A 22541-nucleotide genomic window follows, 5' to 3' on the forward strand; every position below is an offset into this window, starting at 1 on the left:
GGACCCATGAAGAGGATCCTGATGAGCGTCAGGGACGGCCGCGGTTTCGATATCGTACTGGTCGCTTTCCCGCTCGGTTTTCTGTTCCTGATGGCGGGGCTGCCGCTGATCTACAATGTCGTGATGAGCTTCCAGGAGGTCGACATGTTCAGCCTCGGGACCTTCTCGCGTCCCTTCGTCGGCTTCAAGAATTATACCGACCTCTTCGCGCAGCCGGAGACGCTGCCGATCCTCTACAACACCATCATCTTCGTCGTCGGCTCCATCGCCGGCCAGTTCCTGATCGGCTTCGGCCTGGCGCTGTTCTTCTGGGTCAATTTTCCCGGCGCCTCATGGATGCGCGGCCTGTTCCTGGTCTCCTGGGTGATGCCCGGCCTCGTCGTCGGCGCCATCTGGAACTGGATTCTGTCGGGCGATTTCGGCGTGTTGAATTTCATTCTGAAGGAAAGCGGCATCATCTCCGGCAACATCTTCTGGCGCTCGGACCCGCATTATTCGCTCTATGCCGTCATCATCGCCAATGTCTGGCTCGGCACCTCGTTCAACATGATCCTGCTTTCCGTCGGTCTTGCCGGCATTCCGGCCGACCTCTACGAAGCGGCCGAACTCGACGGCGCCAACGTCTGGCAGCGCTTCTGGACGATCACGCTGCCGATGATGCGCTCGACCATCGGCGCCATCATCGCGCTCGGCCTGATCTTCACCTTGCAGCAGTTCGATCTTTTCGCCGCGATTACATCGGGCGGACCGAACAATTCGTCTAATGTCACGCAATACTGGGCCTGGGATCTCTCCTTCCGCCAATACGACTTCGCCAAGGGCGCGACGATCTCCGTCATCATGATCGTCTTCGTCATGTTCGCGTCCGTCGTCTATGTCCGGTCCACACGCCACGAGGTGCGCGGATGAATACGACGAACCGCGACCGGCTGATGCTCGCGATATCGATCGTCATGGCGGCGATCTATCTGTTCCCGCTCTACTGGATGTACATCACCGCGCTGAAAAGCGGCTCGGAGATGTTCGCGACGCCGCCGAGCTTCTGGCCGACCTCGCCGCAATGGGGCACCTATGCCGCGGTGTGGGAAAGCCGCGACATGGGCCGCTACCTCTGGAACTCACTGGTCATCGCTCTTGGTTCCGTGGCGCTGATCACCCTGCTCGGCGTCGGCTGCGCCTATGTGCTTGCCAGGTACCGCAACGTCTGGGTGGATATCGGCCTGTTCCTGATCCTGATGCTGCAGGTCCTGCCGGCCTCGCTGATGATCACGCCGATCTTCGTCGGCTTCTCGCAGATCGGCCTGCTTTCCACTCCGCGCCTTGCGGTCATCATCGCGGTCGCGGCAAAGAGCATGCCCTTCTTCGTCATCCTGGTGCGCGCCACCTTCATGAGCGTTCCCCAGGAGCTGGAGGAGGCGGCACTCGTCGACGGCAATTCGCGCGTCGGCGCCTTCTTCAACATCGTGCTGCCGCTGGCCCGCAACGGCATCCTGGTCAGCGCCATCCTGATCTTCATGCAGGCCTTCGGCGAATTCGTCTATTCGAAGTCGATGATCCAGGCGGCCGAGCTTCAGCCGGCAAGCGTCGGCCTCAATTCCTTCATGGGGCCGAACACCAACGAGTGGAACAACATCATGGCCTACGCCACGATGTATGTGACGCCGATCCTTGCCATCTTCGTTCTCTTGCAGCGCCGCATCGTATCCGGCCTCACCTCTGGAGCCCTCAAATGACCACACAGATCGAGCTCAGAGGCGTCAACAAATATTACGGCGCCTTCCACGCCCTGAAGAATATCAACCTCTCGATCGCCAAGGGCACTTTCGTTGCGCTCGTCGGCCCATCCGGCTGCGGCAAGTCCACGCTGCTGCGCTCGCTTGCCGGCCTCGAAAGCATTTCGTCGGGCGATCTCAGGATTGCCGGCGAGCTGATGAACGGCGTGCCGCCGCGCAAGCGCGACGTTGCCATGGTGTTCCAGTCCTATGCGCTTTATCCGCATATGACGGTCGAGGAAAACCTGACCTACAGCCTGCGCATCCGCGGCATCGCCAAGGCCGAGGCCAAGAAGGCCGCCGAGGACGTGGCAGCGACGACAGGTCTTTCGCATCTCCTGAAGCGCTATCCGCGCGAGCTTTCCGGGGGCCAGCGCCAACGCGTCGCCATGAGCCGTGCCATCATCCGCCACCCCAAGGCGTTCCTGTTCGACGAGCCGCTGTCCAATCTCGACGCTGCGCTGCGCGTCCACATGCGCAAGGAAATCCGGTCGCTGCACGACCGGCTGCACGCAACCTTCGTCTACGTCACACACGACCAGGTCGAAGCGATGACGATGGCCGACCATGTGGTGGTGATGCGCGACGGCGTCATCGAACAGCAGGGCGCGCCGCTGGATCTCTACGACCGGCCGGCGAACCGGTTCGTTGCCGGTTTCATCGGTTCGCCGGCCATGAATTTCATCCCCGCGATTGCGGCGGAAGACGGAAAGAGCCTTGTCCTGGATTTCGGCGCGGTGAAACAGACGCTTGCGATATCACGCGCCATCGAACCCGGGCGTAAGCTCGTCGCCGGCATCCGGCCGGAGCATATCGGCGTCGTCGAGCCCGGGCATGGCAGCTTCGATGTACCGATCGCCTTCGTCGAATCGACCGGCTCGTCAACCTTCATCGTCGCGGCGACGGAGCCGGAGCTGACGATCGTCGAGACGCGGCGCGACAGGGTCAAAGCGGGAGACATGATCGGACTTTCGATCGATCCGGGCCAGATCCATCTCTTCGACGCGTCGACGAATCACCTGGTATAAGCTCATTCGAGCAGCCGGTCGGGCAGGGGTTTCAGCGGGTAGGCCTGCCAGAAGAAGGTATCGGCCGCCGCCTGATCATAGGAGAAGTTGCGCGCCTCTTTGATCTTGCCGTTCTCGATGCGGAAGGCGAGCACCCAGATGGTGTCGACATTGGCCAGGCGGTCTCGTCCCGACCAGCCGCGATGCATGTCGATCACCCAGTACTCGTCGGCCGTCAACGCGATCAGCTCGGCGCGGAAACCGGCCTTGCCCAGCTGCTGGAAGAATGCCGCCACTTCTTCCTTGCCGCGTTTGACGCCGGCCAGCGGATGATGGCCGGGAATGTGCCATTCGATATCGTCGGCGAAGAACGCGGCGACACGGCTCATGTCGCCGCTGCCGTAGGCGGCGTAGTAGTCGGTGATGACCTTGCGGTTTTCTTCCGGGCTTGCGGCTATGACGGTTCCTCCGGAAAAGAGTGCGACTGAAACGGAGAGTGCTCGAACGAGCGATGGTCTGCGCATGCGGATCTCCTTGAAGGTATATTGGAATGAGAGTGGCAGGCCGGATCAGGCCGGATCAGCCCGGCTGCCCGGCGCGTTCCGCGGCCCTGTTGACCAGAGCCCGGTCGCCGGTCTCGTGGGCGGGCGTCATCACCAGCCGGGAGACTTTCCAGGTGCCGTCGATCTTGGTGAGGTCATATCGATAATGTCCCATCAGTACCCAGCTCTCCGCGCCGATCCGATGGACTGCCTGGAAATCGGCCTCGGCCACCGCTGTCGGGCCGGCACTTTCGATGATGGCGTGGTTGCTGACGAGATGCAGCGTGCGATCGAAGCCCGGCAGAAAGGCAGACCATTGCCGGATGACGGCTTCGGCCGGCTGGGTGGTCGGCTCGCCGCCCCAGAGGCCGGTATAATCCAGCGTCACCGTGTCGGCGAAGGCGCCGCGCACGCGGTCCCACTGGTGGCGGTCGGCGCCAGCGGCAATGTCGGTAATGGTATCGATGATGGCCGCGCGGTCGTCGGCATCGATCGATTCGGCACTGGCGGTGAATGACGCCAGCAAGACGCCGGCGGCAGCTGTGAGCATGAGGGTTTTCATGGTCACCTCCTTGTCAGGTATCAGGAGCCTTTGTTGATCCGTTCGAAATGCGCAGCCGCGGCATCGGTCGCCCGCGTGACATGCTGGGGATTGTCGTAGAAGTCGAACTGGGTGACGCCGTCGAGCCAGATCTCGGATGCATCACCATGAAGGCGCGCCAAAAAGGCATGTGTGCCTTGCGGAACGGGGGCCGCTTCCGAGTGGACGATCAGCGTCGGTTTGTCGAGGCGGTCACCGGTGGCAACCGAGTCATAGGTCAGCCATGGCTCCCAGGAGGCGAGATTGAACTTGTTGTCATATTGCGGGATGAGGCCGCGAGTGGGCTCGGTATAATAGGGGATCTGGTACATCAGCGTCGTGCTGTCATTGGCGCTTGCGGCAACGATCATCCGGGGCTGGCCGTTGCGCTCGGCTTCCTCAGCCTCGCGGGATATGGCGATCGGCCTGGAGACACCGTCCGCACTGCCATAGATCCGCTCGACGATCGCCTTGTCATGCAGCCACGGCGCAACCAGCGATATGGCGGTGAAATCGGGATTGCCCGAAGCCGCCGCCGCCATATAACCGGCGGAGGCGCAGATGCCGAGACCGGCGATCTTGCCGGCGTCGATTTCCGGCAGCGTCGTCATGTAGTCGGCCGCCGCTACGATATCGTCGGTCTTGGCCGCCGGATCCTCCTTGAAGCGGATATTGCCGCTGGACTGGCCCCAGCCGCGGAAATCGAAGGCGAGGGCAATGAAGCCGCGCTCGGCCATCTCCTCCGCGTAAAGGCCGGACATCTGCTCCTTGATCGAGGTCCAGGCGCCAGTCACCAGAACGCCGGGGCGCTTTTCGCCCGGCTTGTAGTCGGCCGGGAGATAGAGCGTGCCGGCAAGCGTCACTCCCTCGTTCTGGAAGGAGACGGGACGGGTCTCGATGCCAGCCGCAAAGGCCGTCGAATGGAGCAGGGCTGCTCCAATTGCAGAAAGGGTCGATAGTCTCATCGAAGGTCTCCTCGCCGTCACCGCCAGTTTCATGAGGTACGAGGAGGAGTTTCGCAGCATCGGCGCGCAGGCGCCGGAGCGATACTTGGCATTTGTTATGTGTTTATTGTCATTCTGGGTCGGAGCGCTATCTTCTGCGAAACGCTGCCGGCGTGAGCCCTGTACTGCGCCTGAAATGCCGACCGAAGCGGGACACGTCGTCATAACCCACGCGGATGGCGACGGCAGCAACCGGAACGCCCGTGGTCCTGAGCAGCACCTTGGCCCGTTCCATTCGCTCACGGATGACATATTGTAGCGGCGACGTGCCGAGCGCAGCGGTGAAGATGCGCACGAAATGGAACCGGCTCATTGCCGCCTCGGAAGCCATGTCGTCAAGGGAAAGATCCTCGGTGAGATTGTCGTGGATATATGCCAGTGCACGGCGCAGCCGCCGGTCCTCGACCCCAATGGATGACAGCGGGGCAGGCGAGAGCAGCTGGGCCAAATGTGCTGCAACCGCAAGGTTCATCGTATCGCGATAGAGGGATTGCGGTGCATCCCGAAGAGAGGCCGCGTGACGAACGAATTGAACCAGCAGCGGATCGAGGCTGCCGACGACGGGATTGAAGACGGCCCTGTCGAAACCGACATCCTTGAGCAAGGCATCCGACAGATCCACCCTCAGAAACGAGAGCTCATCGTCATATTCGCAGGTGCCCGACGAACCGGCCGGCAGAATCCAGCCGTCGCCGGCACGCAGCGGCACGACCCGCTTACGATCGGAACCGACGGCGATGCGGTGCCGGTCCTGATCAACCAGAAATAAGCCGATGGCCAGCCGGGGAATCGCGAACGCACCACCGCCAGCAGGCAGATCCAGCCTGCCCGCCGTCAACCAGTCTCCGCTCGAAACTCCTCGCGGTCCGCTCATGGGACAAATCTAATTTGTCACGCCGGGAATTCAACCATGCAGATTTCGGCTGTCTTGGCGTCGGAAAGCAACTGTTATTAGCCGGAAGACGAAGAAAGCCCGATAGCGAGAGCCGGGGAGCCGCCTCACGCGGTGAACGGCTGTTGTGTCGCAAGTATTACAATCTTATGACGCTCATGGAATAAAAGCGAAGAAAGCCACGATCCGTTTAATGTCATGGAACTTTGAAAAAGTGGTCATCGCGCTGAAATAATCGCGGTTCAAACAGCCCCGCACAAGTGGGGGCTCCATGCGAAAGAAAAACGTTCTACTCATCGTCGTTGACCAATGGCGAGCCGATTTCGTTCCGCACGTTCTGCGTGACGACGGGAAAATCGATTTCCTGAAGACGCCTAATCTCGACCGGCTCTGCCGCGAGGGCGTGACCTTCAGGAACCATGTGACGACCTGCGTTCCCTGCGGTCCGGCCCGCGCGAGCCTGCTTACCGGCCTCTATCTGATGAACCATCGCGCCGTGCAGAACACGGTGCCGCTCGACCAGCGCCACCTCAACCTCGGCAAGGCGTTGCGCGGCGTCGGCTACGATCCGGCGCTGATCGGCTATACGACGACGGTGCCGGATCCGCGCACCACTTCGCCGAACGATCCGCGCTTCACGGTGCTCGGCGACATGATGGACGGTTTCCGTTCGGTCGGCGCCTTCGAGCCTAATATGGAGGGTTATTTCGGCTGGGTGGCACAGAACGGCTTTGAGCTGCCGGAGCATCGTCCTGATATCTGGCTGCCCGAGGGCGAGGACGCCGTTGCCGGCGCCACCGACCGTCCGTCACGCATCCCAAAGGAATTTTCGGACTCGACCTTCTTCACCGAGCGGGCGCTGACCTATCTCAAGGGTCGCGACGGCAAGCCCTTCTTCCTGCATCTCGGTTATTACCGGCCGCATCCGCCCTTCGTCGCCTCCGCTCCCTATCACGCCATGTACCGGCCGGAAGACATGCCGGCGCCGATCCGCGCGGCCAGCCCGGATATCGAGGCTGCACAACATCCGCTGATGAAATTCTATGTCGACAGCATCCGCCGCGGCTCCTTCTTCCAAGGCGCCGAAGGGTCGGGCGCAACGCTCAACGAAGCGGAACTGCGCCAGATGCGGGCGACCTATTGCGGCCTGATCACCGAGGTCGACGATTGCCTTGGCCGAGTCTTCGACTATCTCGACGACACCGGACAGTGGGACGATACGCTGATCATCTTCACCAGCGACCACGGCGAGCAGCTCGGCGATCATCACCTGCTCGGCAAGATCGGCTACAACGATCCGAGCTTCCGCATTCCGCTCGTCATCAAGGACGCCGGCGAAAATGCCCGCGCCGGCGCGATCGAAAGCGGCTTCACCGAGAGCATCGACGTCATGCCGACCATTCTCGACTGGCTCGGCGGAAAGATCCCGCACGCCTGTGACGGCCTGTCGCTGCTGCCTTTCCTGAGCGAGGGCCGGCCGCAGGATTGGCGCACCGAATTGCACTACGAGTACGACTTCCGCGACGTCTATTATTCCGAGCCGCAAAGTTTTCTCGGCCTCAGCATGAACGATTGCAGCCTCTGCGTCATCCAGGACGAGCGATACAAATACGTTCATTTCGCAGCGCTACCGCCGCTGTTCTTCGATCTGCAGCACGATCCGAACGAATTCACCAATCTCGCCGACGACCCGGCCTATGCCGCGCTCGTGCGGGACTATGCGCAGAAGGCGCTCTCCTGGCGCCTGAAACATGCCGACAGAACCCTGACCCATTATCGCTCCGGCCCAGAGGGCCTGAGCGAACGCAGCCATTGATCCGATCCACCAGAGAACCCAAGGAGATATTCCCATGGTCACCTTCACCCGTCGCGGTGCTCTCGGCCTTGCCACCGGCGTCGCCAGCTCGCTGATCCTGCCGCGCTTTTCCATCGCCCAGGCCGACAATCGTCCTTCAATCACCATCGCCGTACAGAAGATCTCGAACTCGAACACGCTGGATACCTTGCGCGAACAGTCGAATGTCGGCCAGCGCATCTTCAATTCGTCGCTCTGGGAAAGCCTGATCGGCCTCGACTGGCTCGGCAACCTCTCGGCCGTTCCGTCGCTCGCCACTGAATGGCGCCGTATCGACGACAAGACCGTCGAGCTGAAACTGCGCCAGGGCGTCAAATTCCACAATGGCGACGAGATGACTGCCGAAGACGTCGCCTTCTCCTTCAGCAAGGAACGCATGTTCGGCGATACGCAGCCGAGCGCCGGCAAGACGATCTTCGTCACCGAAAAGAACCCGCTCGGCCGCGAAAGCAAGGAACTGCCGGTCGAAATTCCGGCCGTCGCCCGCCGTATCTGGCCGGCCCTGCTCGGCATCGAAATCGTCGACAAATACACCGTCCGCTTCGTCAACGGTTCGCCTGACGTGACGATGGAAGGCCGCATCTCCGTTGCCGCCAGCGCCATCGCCAACCGCCGCAGCTGGGATGAGGCCAAGAGCTATCTCGACTGGGCCCGCGCACCGATCACTACCGGTCCCTACCGCGTCGCCGAATTCAAGCCGGACACCTACCTGATCTACGAAGCGCATGACGAGTATTGGGGCGGCCGTCCTCCGGTGAAGCAGATCCGCTTCGTCGAAGTTCCGGAAGTCGCCTCGCGCGTCAACGGCCTGCTGTCCGGCGAATATCATCTCGCCAGCGACATCCCGCCGGACCAGATCGAAGGCATCGAAAAGAATGCTGCCTTCGAAGTCCAGGGCGGTATCATCACCAACCACCGCCTGACTGTGTTCGATAAGACCCATGCCCAGCTCGGCAACCCGCTGGTTCGCCGCGCCTTCACGCATGCCATCGACCGACAGGCGATCGTCGACTCGCTCTGGGCAGGCCGCACCCGCGTTCCGGCCGGCCTGCAGTGGGATTTCTATGGCGACATGATGGTCAAGGATTGGACCGTGCCGGAATATAATCCTGATCTCGCCCGCCAGCTCCTTAAGGAAGCCAACTACAAGGGCGATCCGATCCCGTATCGCCTGCTCAACAACTACTATACCAACCAGACCCCGACGGCGCAGATCCTCGTCGAAATGTGGGCGCAGGTCGGCCTCAACGTGCAGATCGAGATGAAGGAAAACTGGCAGCAGATCCTCGAAAAGACGCCGACGCGTGCCGTCCGCGACTGGTCGAACTCCGCAAGTTTCCCCGATCCGGTTTCCTCGATCGTCGCCCAGCACGGTCCGAACGGCCAGCAGCAGCAGGTTGGCGAATGGACCAACGCCGAGATGAACACGCTGTCGACCTTCCTCGAGACCAGCACCGATCGCGCCAAGCGTCATGACGCTTTCGCCCGCATGCTGCAGATCTGCGAGCGCGAAGACCCCGCCTATACCGTTCTCCACCAGAACGCCGTCTTCACCGCCAAGTCGAAGTCGATCAATTGGAAGGCCGCATCGGCCTTCGCCATGGACTTCCGCCAGGGCAACTGGTCCTGATCAAGACCTGACGACATCAGCGAGCCGGGGGAAACCCTGGCTCGCTGCCATTTGGTGCACCGGCTACCCGGAAACCAGGCAAGCCCGACAGGCACGAGCATGATGCCGAAAAGTGTGAGCGGTTTTCGGCATCATGCTCTCATTCGGATCTGGCTGCCGGCGGGAATGCAAGAAAGAGAGGCTGAAATGCCATTGGTCGAAATTTCCAATTTGAAGGTCGCTTTCAGCGGTATCGAAGTCCTGCACGGCGTCGATCTGGCGATCGAGAAGGGCGAGGCGGTGGGTCTCGTCGGCGAATCCGGCTGCGGCAAGTCGGTCACCTGGCTGGCGGCACTCGGGCTCCTGCCTGGAAAGGCTTCCGTCTCAGGCAGCGTGCGTCTCGGCAGCGATCAGCTGATCGGCGCGTCGCGTACGAAGCTCGAAAGCATTCGCGGCGGCCGCATCGCCATGATCTTCCAGGATCCGTCGAGCTCGCTCAACCCGGTCATCCACGCCGGGCGCCAGATCGCCGAAGCCGTCGAACTGCACCGCGGCCTGACCGGTAGGGCCGCCCGCAACGAGGCCGTCCGCCTGATGGAAATGGTCGGCATTCCCGACGCCGTGCGCCGTTTCGACAATTTCCCGCATGAATTTTCCGGTGGCCAGAACCAGCGGTTGATGATCGCCATGGCGCTCGCCGGCAATCCTGATCTGCTGATAGCCGATGAGCCGACGACGGCGCTGGACGCGACGATCCAGGCGCAGATCCTCGATCTGCTGATTTCGATCCGCGAGGAAACCGGCATGGCGATCGTCTTCATCAGTCATGATCTCGGCGCGGTGTCGCAGATCTGCGAACGCGTCTGCGTCATGTATGCCGGCAACATCGTCGAGAAATGCCCGACGGAATCGTTGTTCCGGTCGCCACGCCATCCCTATACGCGCGGGCTATTCGATGCCATTCCGCGTATCGATGCCGGCCGCGACCGGCTGGTACCGATCCCCGGCACCGTGCCGCAGCCCGGCCGGATGCCCGGCGGCTGCGCCTTTGCGCCGCGTTGCGGCCATGCCTCGGAACTCTGTCATAACAAGGTGCCGCCGCTCCTCGCGCTTGACGACGACCGTGCGACCGCCTGCTTCCATCCGCTCAGTGACGGCGCCACCGCATCGAAGCCGAACCTCATGCAGGTCCAGCAGGGAGTGGCATGGGCATGAGCGAACCTCAGCTGATCGAAGCGAACGACCTCGTCAAGACCTATACGATGCGCCGCGGCGTCTTCGGAAAGCCGAGCCATGTCCGGGCGGTCGACGGCGTTTCGCTGTCGGTCGCGCCGAAGACGACGCTCGGCATCGTCGGTGAATCCGGCTCAGGAAAATCGACGATGGGCCGGCTGCTGCTCGGGCTCGAAGCTCCGACAGAGGGCAGCGTTCGCTTCGACGGGGAGGCGATGCCGGCACTCAGAACGCCGCGCTGGCGTAGCCTGAGGGCGCGCATGCAACTCGTCTTCCAGGATCCGCTGGCAGCCCTTGACCGGCGCATCTCGATCGGCGTTCAGATCGGCGAACCACTTGCCATCCATGCCGTCGGAAGCGAGGAGGAGCGGCGCGAACGTGTCGATGAACTGCTTGTCGCTGTCGGTCTTCGCCGCGATCAGGCGGAGCGTTATCCGCATGAGCTTTCGGGCGGTCAGCGCCAGCGCGTCGTCATTGCACGCGCTATCGCCACCAATCCGGAGCTTCTGGTCTGCGACGAGCCGGTCTCGGCTCTCGACGTCTCGATCCAGGCGCAGGTGATCAACCTGTTGCGTGACCTGCAGGAAAAGCGCGGCATCGCCATGGCCTTCATCAGCCATGATCTGAAGGTCGTGCGCAACATCGCCGATCGCGTCGCGGTGATGTATCTCGGCCGGATCGTCGAGGAAGCAGCCTCGGAGGATATTTTCCGCAGCCCGTTGCATCCCTATACGCAGGCACTGGTCTCCAGCGTTCCGGTTCCCGGCACGGCGCTGCGCGACCGTATCATCCTGCAGGGAGAACCGCCGAATCCCGCTGCCCGGCCTGCCGGCTGCGCCTTTCATCCCCGCTGCGGCCATGCGATCGAGCGCTGCCGCGTCGAGACGCCCGAACTCGTCACCATCGAGGCGGGCCGAAAGGCTGCTTGCCACCTGGTTGCGCCCGCATCCGTCTCAACGCTCATGGAGAGCTGAGCCATGATCCGTTTCTTCCTGATAAGGGCGTTCCGCGCGCTGATGACCATCGTGCTGGTGGTGACTTTCGCCTTCGTCGTCCTGCGCCTTTCCGGCGACCCGGCCCTGACGATCATGGGTCCGGAAGCGCCGCCGGAAGCGATCCGCGCCTTCCGTGCCGCCTGGGGTCTCGATCAGCCGATCTGGGTGCAGTATCTGCGCTATTTCGGCGCGATCGCCCGCGGTGATCTCGGCATTTCGATGCGCGACGGCCAATCGGCAATCCAGCTCGTGCTCGACCGCATTCCGGCAACGCTGGAGCTGACGATCCCGGCCCTCATCCTTAAGCTGGTGATCGGCATTCCGGCCGGCGTCTACGCCGCCCTCCATCGCGACAGCTCGACCGACCGCGCCGTCATGGCGAGCGCGGTGGTCGGCTTCACCATGCCGAGCTTCGTGCTCGGCCTCGTGCTGGTGCTGATCTTCTCCGTCACGCTCGGCCTGCTGCCCTCGGGCGGCCAGGATAGCTGGATGCATGCCATTCTGCCGATCATCACCATGAGCATCGGTGGTGCCGGCATTCTTGCCCGCTTTGCCCGAAGCGCGATGATCGAGGTACTTGGCCAGCCTTATATCCGTACGGCCAGCGCCAAGGGCACTGCCTGGCGAAACGTCGTCTGGGGCCATGCGCTGCCGAATGCGGCGATCCCGATCGTGACGATTGCCGGCTTCATGGTCGGCACGCTGATCGCCGGCGCCGTCGTGGTGGAATCGCTGTTCTCCTGGCCGGGCGTCGGCCGGCTTCTCGTCGTCGCCGTCTCCAACCGCGATCTCGCCGTCGTCCAGTGCATCCTGCTGTTGGTGGCTGCGACCATGGTGTTTTCGAATTTCGTCGTCGACATCCTTTACGGCTATCTCGACCCGCGTCTGCGCAGCAACCAGGCAAGGCATTAAGGAGCGGAACCATGACAAATATCTCTGCTCAACCGGCGACCGTCATCCACGAAGTGCGCGCGAAGAAGAAGCGCGGCGTGCCGGTTTTCGTGATGATCGGCTTCGCCTGGATCGCCGTCGTGATCCTGATCGCGCTGACCGCCGACTGGATCCGGCCCTACAATATCACCGCCTTCGACCTGAAGAACCGCCTGTCACTGCCCGGCAATGCCGCGCATTGGCTCGGAACCGACGAACTCGGCCGCGATGTTTTCTCCCGCCTCATCGTGTCGATCCGCATCTCGCTGCTGATCGCCTTCGGCGCAACGCTGATCTCGGCTTTTGTCGGCACGACGCTCGGCTTCCTCGCCGCTTATTTCCGCGGCGTCGTCGAGCAGCTCGTCGTCATGCTTGCCGATTTCCAGGCGGCCATGCCCTTCCTCATCATGGCACTTGCCGTGCTCGCCTTCTTCGGTAGCTCGCTGCCGCTGCTTATCTGCCTGATGGGCTTCTACGGTTGGGAACGCTATGCACGGATTGCGCGCGGCCTTGCCATCGCTGCCAGCGGCCAGGGCTATGCCGCCGCTGTTACACAGCTCGGCGCCAAGCCGGCGCATGTCTATCTCAAGCATATCCTGCCGAACATCGCCTCGACGCTGATCGTCTCGATGACGCTGACCTTTCCTGAGATCATCCTGATGGAAAGCAGCCTTTCCTTCCTCGGCCTCGGCGTGCAGCCGCCGATGAGCAGCCTCGGCAATATGGTGGGTTACGGGCGCGAATATCTGACCCGTGCACCCTGGATCATGCTGGCGCCGTCCTTCGTCATCATGCTGACGACGCTGTCGATCAGCATCACCGGCGACTGGCTGCGCGACAAGCTCGACCCGACGATTGCCTGAAGGCTCCCGGTCGAGACTTCGATCGGCTCGCAAGAAAACAGATCTTCAACATTCATCGCTGTTGACAACGGTGAGCAATCAATATTGTCTTGTAAAGCGCTTTACTAAACCGCTTTACAATAGGTCCAGTCAATGGCCAGGGGAACGACACCAAGCTTGAAGGATGTTGCGGCCGCCGCCGGCGTGTCGGTCACCACCGTGTCGCGCTTCGTCAACGGCAGCCTCGACCTTCCCTTTCAGACCAAGAAACGCATTGAGGATGCGATCAAGACGCTGAACTACCGGCCGAACCCGCATGCGCGCCGGTTAAGCAGGGGGCGCTCGGACACGATCGGCCTCGTCGTGCCCGATATCGCCAACCCTTTCTTCGCGACTCTCGTCGCCGCCGTCGAGCAGGCGGCCGATGAAAAGAAGCTCGCGGTCTCGTTGCACGCGACGCTCAACCGGCCGGGGCGCGAGATCGAATATCTGCAGCTGATCGAGCGCAATCACGTCGACGGCCTGATCTTCGTCACCAACCACCCCGACGATGGCGCGCTTGCCGCACTCATCAACGGCAGCGGCAAGGTCATCATCGTCGATGAGGACATTCCCGATTCGAAGGCGCCGAAGCTGTTCTGCGACAATGAGCAGGGCGGTTATCTCGCCGGCCAGCATCTGGCCGAGCAAGGCCATCGCCATGTCCTCTTCATCGGCGGCGACGAGCGCATGATCAGCGCCCGCAGGCGTTATGACGGCCTGTTGAAAGCGCTCAGGGAACGGCATGGCGGCGAGGCCCAGGCCGATCGTTATGCCGGCGAATATACGATCGAATACGGCCGTGCGGCGGCGCTCGACTATCTCTCCGGAGACCGAAAGGCGACGGCGATCTTTGCCAGCTCCGACGAGATCGCCATCGGGCTCGTCGAGGTCTTCAGAAGCCGCGGCGTCTCGATCCCTGGCGACATCTCGGTCATCGGCTTTGACGATGTCGGTCCGCTTCATCTCTTTGCGCCGCCGCTGACGGCCATCCGCCAGCCGGTGCGTGAGATCGGAAGGCGGTCGCTGGAACTGCTTCTGGAAACCAATTGGCACGAGTGGAAACCATCCGCCTCGGAAGAACTCCTGCCTGTCGAAATCGTGGTGCGGAACTCCGTTGCGCCGCCTGCGAAATAATAATCAGCAACGTCAAAAACCAAAAGAGGATGAGAACATGACATTGAATTTGACAAGACGAACGATGATCGCAGCCGCCGGCTTTACGGCATTGACCTTCATCAGCCTGTCCGGCGCCGCGGCGCAGGAAAAGAAGACCATCGCACTGGTGCAGATCAACCAGCAGGCGCTTTTCTTCAATCAGATGAATGAGGGCGCCCAGAAGGCGGCCGATGCCGCCGGCGTCAAGCTGGTGATCTTCAACGCCAACAACGAGACGACCGCGCAGAACAGCGCGATCGAGACCTACGTCCAGGAAAAGGTCTCCGGCCTTGCGGTCGTCGCGATCGACGTCAACGGCATCATGCCGGCCGTCAAGCAGGCGGCCGATGCCGGCATTCCTGTCGTCGCCATCGACGCCATTCTGCCTGATGGTCCGCAGAAGGCGCAGATCGGCGTGGACAATGCCGCAGCCGGCGCCGACATGGGCAAATACTTCCTCGACTACGTCAAGGCGAACATGGGCGGCAAGGCCAAGCTCGGCGTTGTCGGCGCGCTGAACTCGTTCATCCAGAACATCCGCCAGGAGGGCTTCGAGAAGACCCTGAAAGGCGTCGACGGCATCGAGATGGCCGGCGTCGTCGACGGGCAGAACATCCAGGACAACGCCCTTGCGGCGGCCGAAAACCTGATCACCGCCAATCCTGACCTGACGGCGATCTACGCCACTGGCGAGCCGGCCCTGATGGGGGCAATCGCCGCCGTCCAGAGCCAGGGCAAGCAGGACAAGATCAAGGTGTTCGGTTGGGATCTGACTGCCGAAGCCATTGCCGGTATCGATGCCGGCTTCGTTGTCGCCGTCGTCCAGCAGGACCCGGCCGCGATGGGCGGTGCCGCCGTCGACGCGCTCGTCAAGGCCTCGGCCGGCGAGGCCGTCACCAAGACAATCTCGGTGCCGATCACCATCGTGACCAAGGAGAATGTCGAGCCATACCGGGCCGTCTTCAAATGATCGAAAGCGGACAGCGTGACATCGCTGCCGCCGCTTCCGGAGGGGTCGCACCCTCCGGAACCGGAACATCCGGCGGCACCCGATCCGACCCGCGTATCTCGCTGCGCGGCATCCGCAAGTCGTTCGGCTCGCACCAGGCGCTGCGCGGCGTCGATCTCGACATCTTCCCTGGCGAATGCCTGGGCCTTGTCGGCGATAACGCCGCCGGCAAATCGACGCTGACGAAAATCATCTCTGGAACCTACATTCCCGATGCCGGCACCATCACCATGGAAGGCGAAGAGGTTCGCTTCTCCGGCCCCGCGGATGCGCGTGGGCGTAACATCGAAATGGTCTTCCAGGATCTCAGCCTCTGCGATCATATCGATGTCGTCGGCAATCTCTTCCTCGGCCGCGAACTCAGCCGCGGACCGTTTCTCGACACCAGGACGATGTTGGCCGAAGCACGCAAGATGCTGGATTCGCTTGAGATCCGCATACCCAGGCTGACCGGCAAGGTCGCCCAGCTCTCCGGCGGGCAGCGTCAGGCGATCGCCATTGCACGCGCCGCCTCCTTCAAGCCGAAGGTGCTGATCATGGACGAGCCGACGTCTGCACTTGCCGTCGCCGAGGTCGAGGCGGTTCTAGCCCTGATCAACCGCGTCAAGGCAAATGGGGTTTCGGTGATCCTCATCACCCACCGGCTGCAGGATCTCTTCCGGGTCTGTGACCGTATCGCGGTGATGTACGAGGGCACGAAGGTGGCAGAACGGCAGATCGGCAGCACCAACCTCGAAGATCTCGTCAGGCTGATCGTTGGTGAAGGAGCCAGACAATGACGGCTTATACCGAACGTGGTCACGGCTCGCGCGTCGCCGATTTCTTCGGCGAACACGCACAGGTGCTGTCGATCGCCATTTTCTTCCTGGCCTGCATGATCTTCTTCTCGATCGGCAGCGAAACCTTCTTCACGCTCGGCAACATCCTGAACATCATCAGGCAGGCGGCCCCCATCCTGATCGTCGCCATTGCCATGACCTTCGTCATCATCACCGGCGGCATCGATCTGTCAGTCGGCTCGCAGGTCGCCCTCGTCAATGCGGTCGCGGCGATCGTTATGGCGATGGGTGTTCCCTGGCCGTTGGTGGTCATCGGCATGCTCGTGCTCGGCGCCTTTATGGGCCTGGTCCAGGGCTGGTTTACCGCCTATCAGTGTATTCCGGCCTTCATCGTCACGCTTGCCGGCCTGTCGATCCTGCGCGGCCTGGCGCTCTATCTGACCCAGGGCTATTCCATCCCGATCAAGGATGCACCGGGCTTCTTCGCGCTCGGCCGGGGCGAAATCCTCAGCTTCCCGATCCCGGCGATCATCGCCGTCATCATCGCCATTCTCGGTTATGTCGTCATCACCGCGACCAAATATGGCCGGCAGGTCGTGGCGGTCGGCTCCAATGCGGAGGCGGCGCGGCGCGTCGGCATGCCCGCCAAATGGATCATCGCCTCGGTCTATATCATCTCCGGTATCGCCTGCGCGGTCGCCGGGCTGCTGATCGCCGCCCGCCTCGGTTCCGGCTCGTCCAATGCCGCCGTCGGTTTCGAGCTGCAGGTGATTGCGGCCGTGGTACTCGGCGGAACGTCGCTGATGGGCGGACGGGGCACCATCCTCGGCACCGTACTCGGCACGCTGACTATCGCCGTCATCGGCAACGGCCTGATCCTGATGCACATATCGCCGTTCTTCACCCAGATCGTCACCGGTGCCATCATCCTCGTCGCCATCTGGCTGAACACGCGCATCTTCACGGCGAATTTCCACTTCAGGCTGGGCAGGAGAGGATGAAGCGATGAGCGAGCAGACGGCAGAAAGCCTGTCCGAAGCACATGTCCGCTCCGGCAAGGTGATGACGGTTACCGGCCCGGTGTCGGCGGGTGCGCTCGGCGTGACGCTGATGCACGAGCATATCCTCAACGACTGCCGCTGCTGGTGGCATGCGCCGAAGACGCCGGAACGGCAATATCTCGCCGAAAGCTTCGTCTGCATGGAGATCCTCGGCGAACTCAGGCAGGATCCCTTCGTCAACAAGCACAATATCACGCTCGACGACGAACATCTGGCGATCTCCGAACTCCAGGATTTCGCAGCAGAAGGCGGTCGCACGGTGGTGGAGCCGACCTGCAAGGGCATCGGCCGTGATCCCTTGGCGCTGCAGCGCATCTCGAAAGCATCCGGTCTCAACATCGTGATGGGGGCGGGGTATTACCTCGGCTCTTCACATCCGGAAGGCGTCGCGGCAATGAGCGTCGATGACATCGCACGGGAGATCGTCCGCGAGGCAAGAGAAGGCGTCGACGGCACCGGCGTTAGGATCGGCCTGATCGGCGAGATCGGCGTCTCCTCGGATTTCACCGCCGAGGAGGAGAAATCGCTGCGCGGTGCCGCACGCGCGCAGGTGCTGACCGGACTTCCGCTGATGGTGCATCTGCCGGGCTGGTTCCGCCTCGGCCACCGCGTGCTCGACGTGGTGGCGGAAGAAGGAGCGGATCTCCGCCACACCGTGCTTTGCCACATGAACCCGTCGCATGACGACATTGCCTATCAGAGCGAGCTGGCGGAGCGTGGCGCCTTCATCGAATACGACATGATCGGCATGGATTTCTTCTATGCCGACCAGCAGGTCCAGTGCCCGAGCGACGAGGAGGCGGCGCGCGCGATCGTGCGTCTCGTCGACGCCGGCTATCTCGACCGGATTCTCCTGTCGCACGATGTCTTTCTGAAGATGATGCTGACGCATTACGGTGGCAATGGCTACGCCTACATCCTTCGCCACTTCCTTCCCCGTCTTCAGCGGCACGGCCTCGACAAGACGGTTCTCGACGAAATGATGCGCAGCAATCCGCGCCGCGTCTTTCATGCCGGGGCCTAGCTACATCAACTCAATCGATCACAGGTAACGCAGACCATGACCAAGAAAATTCTCCTTGTCGGCGAGAGCTGGGTCAGCTCCGCCACACATTACAAAGGCTTCGATCAGTTCGGCAGCGTCACCTTCCATCTCGGTGCCGAACCGCTGGTGAAAGCGCTTGCCGGCAGCGCCTTCGAGCTCACCTATATGCCGGCGCACGAGGCAGTGGAGAAATTCCCCTTCGATATGGCGGGGCTCGACGCCTATGACGCCATCATCCTCTCGGATATCGGCGCCAATTCGCTGCTGCTGCCCCCGGATGTGTGGCTGCATTCGCGCACTGTGCCGAACCGGCTGAAGCTTTTGAAGGCGTGGGTGGAAAAGGGCGGCGGCCTGCTGATGGTCGGCGGCTATTTCTCCTTCCAGGGCATCGACGGCAAGGCGCGCTGGCGGCGCACGCCAGTCGAAGACACGCTGCCCGTCACGTGCCTTCCTTATGACGACCGCGTCGAAATTCCTGAAGGAACCGTTGCCGAGGTGGTGAGGGCGGACCATCCGACGATGCAGGGCCTTGAAGGCGCCTGGCCGGTGCTTCTCGGCGTCAACGAGGTCGAAGTACGCGACCGCGCCGATGTCGAGGTCGTCGCCCGCCTGCCGCAGGATCAGGGCGGCCATCCGCTGCTCGTCGTCGGCACGCATGGCGCTGGGCGGACGGCGGCCTGGACGTCGGATATCGGCCCGCACTGGCTCTCGCCCGCTTTCTGCGAATGGGAAGGCTACGGCCGGCTCTGGAAGAACATCCTTGGCTGGCTCACCGAAAAGCAGGCGTAATTTCAGCACGCGCCAGGAATTGGAAAGGGAATGACATGCAGGAAATTTCGGACAGGCCGTCCAACGCCATCAGGGACGTCTTCGGCAGGGACAAGGTTCTGATCGGCATGATCCATTGCCCGGCCTTTCCGGGCGCGCCGCGCTACCGGGGGGCCGCGATGGATGCGATTTACGACCCGTGCATGCGCGACGCCGAAGCCTGCGTGGAAGGCGGCCTGCATGGGCTTATCATCGAAAATCATGGCGATGTACCGTTCTCGAAGCCCGAGGATATCGGCCCTGAGACGACAGGCTTCATGTCCGTCGTCACCGACCGGATCGCGCGCGCGGCCGGCATTCCGCTTGGCGTCAACGTGCTGGCCAACGCGCCGATCCCGGCTTTTGCCATCGCCATGGCCGGCGGCGCCAAATTCATCCGTGTCAATCAATGGGCCAATGCCTATGTCGCCAATGAAGGCTTCATGGAGGGCAGGGCCGCCGAAGCCATGCGCTACCGCTCGCTGCTCAGGGCCGAACACATCAAGGTCTTCGCCGACAGCCACGTCAAGCATGGCAGCCACGCCATCGTCGCCGACCGCTCGATCCAGGAGCTGACACGCGACCTTGCCTTCTTCGATGCCGACGGCGTCATCGCCACCGGCCAGCGGACCGGCAATTCGGCAACAATGGAGGAGATCGAGGAGATCGGCGCGGCGACACACCTGCCGCTGCTCGTCGGCTCCGGCGTCAACAAGGACAATATCGTCGATATTCTGAGCCGCACCAATGGCGTCATCGTTGCGTCTTCGTTGAAACACGGCGGCGTCTGGTGGAACCCGGTCGATATCGAGCGCGTGCGCGCCTTCCGTGCGGCAGCCGAACCAGGTCTGGAGGGGTGAGCATGGCGGCAGAGAGCCTTTCGGCCCGCATCCTGCGCGAGAACGACGCTGTCCTTGGCGCGATGCTGAACCACCGCTTCGTCGAGGACGTAAAAAACGACAGGTTGAGCAAGGAGGCTTTCGAGCGTTATCTCGTCTATGAAGGCGCCTTCGTCGACAGCGCCATCTCGATCTTTGCCTATGCGGCGGCGACCGCCATGACGATGACGCAGAAGCGCTGGCTGATCGCGGTTCTCGATGCGCTCGCCAACGAGCAGATCGCCTATTTCGAGCGCACCTTCGTCAGCCGCGGCATCGATCCCTCGTCCTTCGACACCGGCATCGCCGAGGTCGAGGCTTTTCGCGCCGGCATGCTGGAGATCGCCCGCCAGGGCGGATTCCTCGACACAGTCGCGGCGATGTTTGCGGCCGAGTGGATGTACTGGACCTGGTCGAAGGAAGCAGCCAGCCGCCCGATCAGCGATCCGCTGCTGAAGGAATGGGTCGACCTGCATGTCGATCCGAATTTCGCGGCCCAGACACAATGGCTGAAGAATGAACTCGACATGACAGGAGAAACGCTGGAAGAGGATGAAAAAGCGCGGCTCAGCGCGATCTTCGGCCGGGCAATGCAACTCGAGATCGATTTTCACGATGCGCCTTATCTTTAGCTTCAGCCTTGTGAAAGCGGATGCATGCGCGCCTACATAGTCGGCAATGTCGCCATTGACGAAACCATCGCGGTTTCCGAGCTTCCCGTCATCGGCGCCTCCATCCTCGGCAATGCCGGTGGCATCGATCTTGGCGGCAAGGGCACGAACCAGGCGGTCGTCATGGCCCGCTGCGGCGTTCCGACAACGCTGGTCGCACCTGTCGGCAGGGATGCAAGGGCGGCCACGATACGCCGCTACCTCGCGGACGAGCCGCTTCAGAGCGAACTGATCGAAATGGAAAATGCATCGAGCGATGTCTCGATCATCTTCCGGCTGCCGGGCGGAGAGAATGCCATCGTCACGACGACGGAAGCGGCGCAGAGCCTGTCCCTGTCCGATGTCAGGCGCATCCTCTCGACGGCCGGTCATGGCGATCTCATGATGCTGCAGGGCAATCTGTCCGACCAGACGACCCGCGAGATCCTGGAATATGCAAGAGCGATCGGCATGGTCAGCGCCTTCAATCCCTCACCGGTGCGCTCCTATTTCTCTGATCTTTGGGGGTTGATCGACATCGCCTTCCTCAACAAGGGCGAGGCGCAGACCCTGACGGGAACGACAGGCAGGGAGGCTGCCGAATATCTACTGAGCCGCGGGCTGCGCGAAATCGTCCTGACGCTGGGTGGCGACGGCGCGATGCTCGTGAACCGGCACGACAGCATCGAAGTGCCCGCCCAGGTCTGCGATGTTGTGGATACAACGGGCGCAGGCGATACCTTCATGGCCGCAGCACTGTCATCCTGCGCGCTGCGCGGGCAGCGGCTGGACAGGTTAGCGGTCGAACACGCAGTTGCAGCCGCGGCCATCACCGTCTCAAGACATGGAACAAGAAAGGCGTTTCCGACTATTTCCGAACTTGAAGCGATACTGAGATAATCCGCTCGGCATGAGCGCGCTTCATAAAACCATCATCGGCCTCTGCGAAGGGATGGGCTCCTCGCGATTCACTCCGTCATATCAGCAGCATCCGGACTTTTCACATGACATCTTCCCCGATTTCCGCGCGTCTTTCCCCGACCGCCTCGTCCCGCCTCGTCGTGCTTGCCGAAACGGTATTGAAAGCGGGCGAAACTGCCCGCGGCTCCCTGCGGCGGCGCACATCCCAGGAAATGCTCACCAAGGCGCCGCGCGACTATCAGACCGAGATCGATGTCGCCGTCGAGCGGATCATCGTCGACGAGATGGCGAAGGCCTTCCCGGACTATGCGATCCAGGGCGAGGAAGCCGTCGGCAACCGCACGGCCGGTCCGGAAACGCCTGTTATCTACATCGACCCGATCGACGGCACGACCAATTACGCCTGGGGCGTTCCGCATTTCGGCATGACGATCTCGATCTTCGAAAGCGGCAGGCTCGTCATGGGCGTCGTCTATGACACCATGCAGGACGAGCTGTTCAGCGCCGAGATCGGCGGCGGCGCCTATCTGAACGGCGAACGCATCCGCTGCGCCGATGTCGGCGACATCGAGAATGTGCTCGTCGGCGCCGGGCTGCCGATCCCGGGCCAGGTCACGGCGGTTGCGGAAGAGACCTATTTCGAAGCCAGCAAACGCCTGATGGCAAATACGGCGGGCGTGCGCCGCCTCGGCTCGGCGGCACTGTCGATCGCCTATGTCGCTTGCGGCCGGCTGGACGGATTCTTCGAAGACGGGCTCGCGATCCATGATTTCGGCGCCTCGGCGCTGCTGGTCGAAGAGGCGGGCGGCATCGTCACCCGGTTTTCCGGGGTCGAAGTCGACGGGCGGGGCGATATCCTTGCCGCCAGCAAGGCGCTGCATCCCTGGCTGCTGGAGGGCTTCCAGAGCAAGGCGTGAACCGGCGCATTCCTAC

23 protein-coding genes are annotated in these 22541 nt (G+C 62.2%); 19 read left to right on the top strand and 4 right to left on the bottom strand.

Going from position 1 to position 22541, the window contains the following annotated elements; genetic code table 11:
• Positions 1–6: 6 nt before the first annotated feature.
• From HFO71_RS29115 to HFO71_RS29125, 3 genes are read left to right on the top strand one after another with little or no spacing between them, the layout of a single operon-like run.
• Positions 7–909, top strand: a complete 903-nt coding sequence (locus HFO71_RS29115) for a carbohydrate ABC transporter permease (RefSeq protein WP_131641827.1) — start codon at positions 7–9, stop codon at positions 907–909.
• Positions 906–1733, top strand: a complete 828-nt coding sequence (locus tag HFO71_RS29120; RefSeq protein ID WP_003549270.1) for a carbohydrate ABC transporter permease — start codon at positions 906–908, stop codon at positions 1731–1733. Before HFO71_RS29115 ends, HFO71_RS29120 begins: the two co-directional genes overlap by 4 nt.
• A complete protein-coding gene (locus HFO71_RS29125; protein WP_131641828.1) occupies positions 1730–2800 on the top strand; it encodes an ABC transporter ATP-binding protein in 1071 nt (356 codons plus the stop codon). Before HFO71_RS29120 ends, HFO71_RS29125 begins: the two co-directional genes overlap by 4 nt.
• A gap of 2 nt (positions 2801–2802) precedes the next feature.
• Here HFO71_RS29125 and HFO71_RS29130 read toward each other — a convergent pair whose 3' ends face one another.
• The 4 genes from HFO71_RS29130 to HFO71_RS29145 form a co-directional block, all read right to left on the bottom strand.
• A complete protein-coding gene (locus HFO71_RS29130; RefSeq protein ID WP_131641829.1) occupies positions 2803–3303 on the bottom strand; it encodes a nuclear transport factor 2 family protein in 501 nt (166 codons plus the stop codon).
• A gap of 55 nt (positions 3304–3358) precedes the next feature.
• Entirely contained in the window at positions 3359–3883 is a 525-nt protein-coding gene (locus HFO71_RS29135; RefSeq protein WP_131641830.1) for a nuclear transport factor 2 family protein, read from the bottom strand.
• A 20-nt stretch (positions 3884–3903) separates the two neighbouring features.
• On the bottom strand, positions 3904–4866 hold the full coding sequence (locus HFO71_RS29140; protein WP_221988772.1) for an alpha/beta hydrolase: 963 nt from the start codon (positions 4864–4866) through the stop codon (positions 3904–3906).
• A gap of 127 nt (positions 4867–4993) precedes the next feature.
• A complete protein-coding gene (locus tag HFO71_RS29145) occupies positions 4994–5779 on the bottom strand; it encodes an AraC family transcriptional regulator (RefSeq protein WP_244735606.1) in 786 nt (261 codons plus the stop codon).
• 289 nt (positions 5780–6068) lie between these two features.
• Here HFO71_RS29145 and pehA point away from each other — a divergent pair, with 289 nt between their 5' ends.
• The 16 genes from pehA to HFO71_RS29225 all read left to right on the top strand — a co-directional run bounded on the left by pehA (position 6069) and on the right by HFO71_RS29225 (position 22525).
• Entirely contained in the window at positions 6069–7613 is a 1545-nt protein-coding gene (gene pehA, locus HFO71_RS29150) for a phosphoric/sulfuric ester hydrolase PehA (protein WP_168259532.1), read from the top strand.
• A 34-nt stretch (positions 7614–7647) separates the two neighbouring features.
• Positions 7648–9282 (top strand): ABC transporter substrate-binding protein, encoded by a 1635-nt coding sequence (locus HFO71_RS29155; RefSeq protein WP_131641833.1) that lies wholly within the window; start codon positions 7648–7650, stop codon positions 9280–9282.
• Positions 9283–9468: 186 nt separating this feature from the next.
• The gene (locus HFO71_RS29160; protein WP_131641834.1) at positions 9469–10476 is read left to right on the top strand and encodes an ABC transporter ATP-binding protein; all 1008 of its coding nucleotides are present in this window, start codon (positions 9469–9471) and stop codon (positions 10474–10476) included.
• Complete coding sequence (locus tag HFO71_RS29165; protein ID WP_131641835.1) at positions 10467–11468, top strand: ABC transporter ATP-binding protein; 1002 nt, start codon at positions 10467–10469, stop codon at positions 11466–11468. The genes HFO71_RS29160 and HFO71_RS29165 overlap by 10 nt, the downstream gene beginning before the upstream one ends.
• A gap of 3 nt (positions 11469–11471) precedes the next feature.
• On the top strand, positions 11472–12401 hold the full coding sequence (locus HFO71_RS29170; RefSeq protein ID WP_017957478.1) for an ABC transporter permease: 930 nt from the start codon (positions 11472–11474) through the stop codon (positions 12399–12401).
• Positions 12402–12412: 11 nt separating this feature from the next.
• Positions 12413–13282, top strand: a complete 870-nt coding sequence (locus tag HFO71_RS29175; RefSeq protein WP_131641836.1) for an ABC transporter permease — start codon at positions 12413–12415, stop codon at positions 13280–13282.
• A 132-nt stretch (positions 13283–13414) separates the two neighbouring features.
• Complete coding sequence (locus HFO71_RS29180; protein ID WP_131641837.1) at positions 13415–14437, top strand: LacI family DNA-binding transcriptional regulator; 1023 nt, start codon at positions 13415–13417, stop codon at positions 14435–14437.
• 37 nt (positions 14438–14474) lie between these two features.
• Entirely contained in the window at positions 14475–15428 is a 954-nt protein-coding gene (locus HFO71_RS29185; protein ID WP_131641838.1) for an ABC transporter substrate-binding protein, read from the top strand.
• On the top strand, positions 15425–16246 hold the full coding sequence (locus tag HFO71_RS29190; protein WP_131641839.1) for an ATP-binding cassette domain-containing protein: 822 nt from the start codon (positions 15425–15427) through the stop codon (positions 16244–16246). The genes HFO71_RS29185 and HFO71_RS29190 overlap by 4 nt, the downstream gene beginning before the upstream one ends.
• On the top strand, positions 16243–17247 hold the full coding sequence (locus HFO71_RS29195) for an ABC transporter permease (protein ID WP_131641840.1): 1005 nt from the start codon (positions 16243–16245) through the stop codon (positions 17245–17247). The genes HFO71_RS29190 and HFO71_RS29195 overlap by 4 nt, the downstream gene beginning before the upstream one ends.
• A gap of 4 nt (positions 17248–17251) precedes the next feature.
• A complete protein-coding gene (locus tag HFO71_RS29200; RefSeq protein ID WP_131641841.1) occupies positions 17252–18331 on the top strand; it encodes a phosphotriesterase family protein in 1080 nt (359 codons plus the stop codon).
• 36 nt (positions 18332–18367) lie between these two features.
• Positions 18368–19141 carry a glutamine amidotransferase gene (locus HFO71_RS29205; RefSeq protein ID WP_131641842.1) on the top strand — a complete coding sequence of 258 codons (774 nt, stop codon included), beginning with the start codon at positions 18368–18370 and terminating at the stop codon, positions 19139–19141.
• Between the two features lie 35 nt (positions 19142–19176).
• Complete coding sequence (locus tag HFO71_RS29210; protein WP_131641843.1) at positions 19177–20019, top strand: BtpA family protein; 843 nt, start codon at positions 19177–19179, stop codon at positions 20017–20019.
• Positions 20020–20021: 2 nt separating this feature from the next.
• Positions 20022–20669, top strand: a complete 648-nt coding sequence (locus tag HFO71_RS29215) for a TenA family protein (protein ID WP_131641844.1) — start codon at positions 20022–20024, stop codon at positions 20667–20669.
• 24 nt (positions 20670–20693) lie between these two features.
• Complete coding sequence (locus HFO71_RS29220) at positions 20694–21587, top strand: ribokinase (protein ID WP_131641845.1); 894 nt, start codon at positions 20694–20696, stop codon at positions 21585–21587.
• A gap of 104 nt (positions 21588–21691) precedes the next feature.
• A complete protein-coding gene (locus tag HFO71_RS29225; protein ID WP_221988773.1) occupies positions 21692–22525 on the top strand; it encodes an inositol monophosphatase family protein in 834 nt (277 codons plus the stop codon).
• Positions 22526–22541 lie beyond the last annotated feature (16 nt).

This window comes from Rhizobium laguerreae, from assembly GCF_019778565.1.
GTDB classification, from domain to species: Bacteria; Pseudomonadota; Alphaproteobacteria; order Rhizobiales; family Rhizobiaceae; genus Rhizobium; species Rhizobium laguerreae.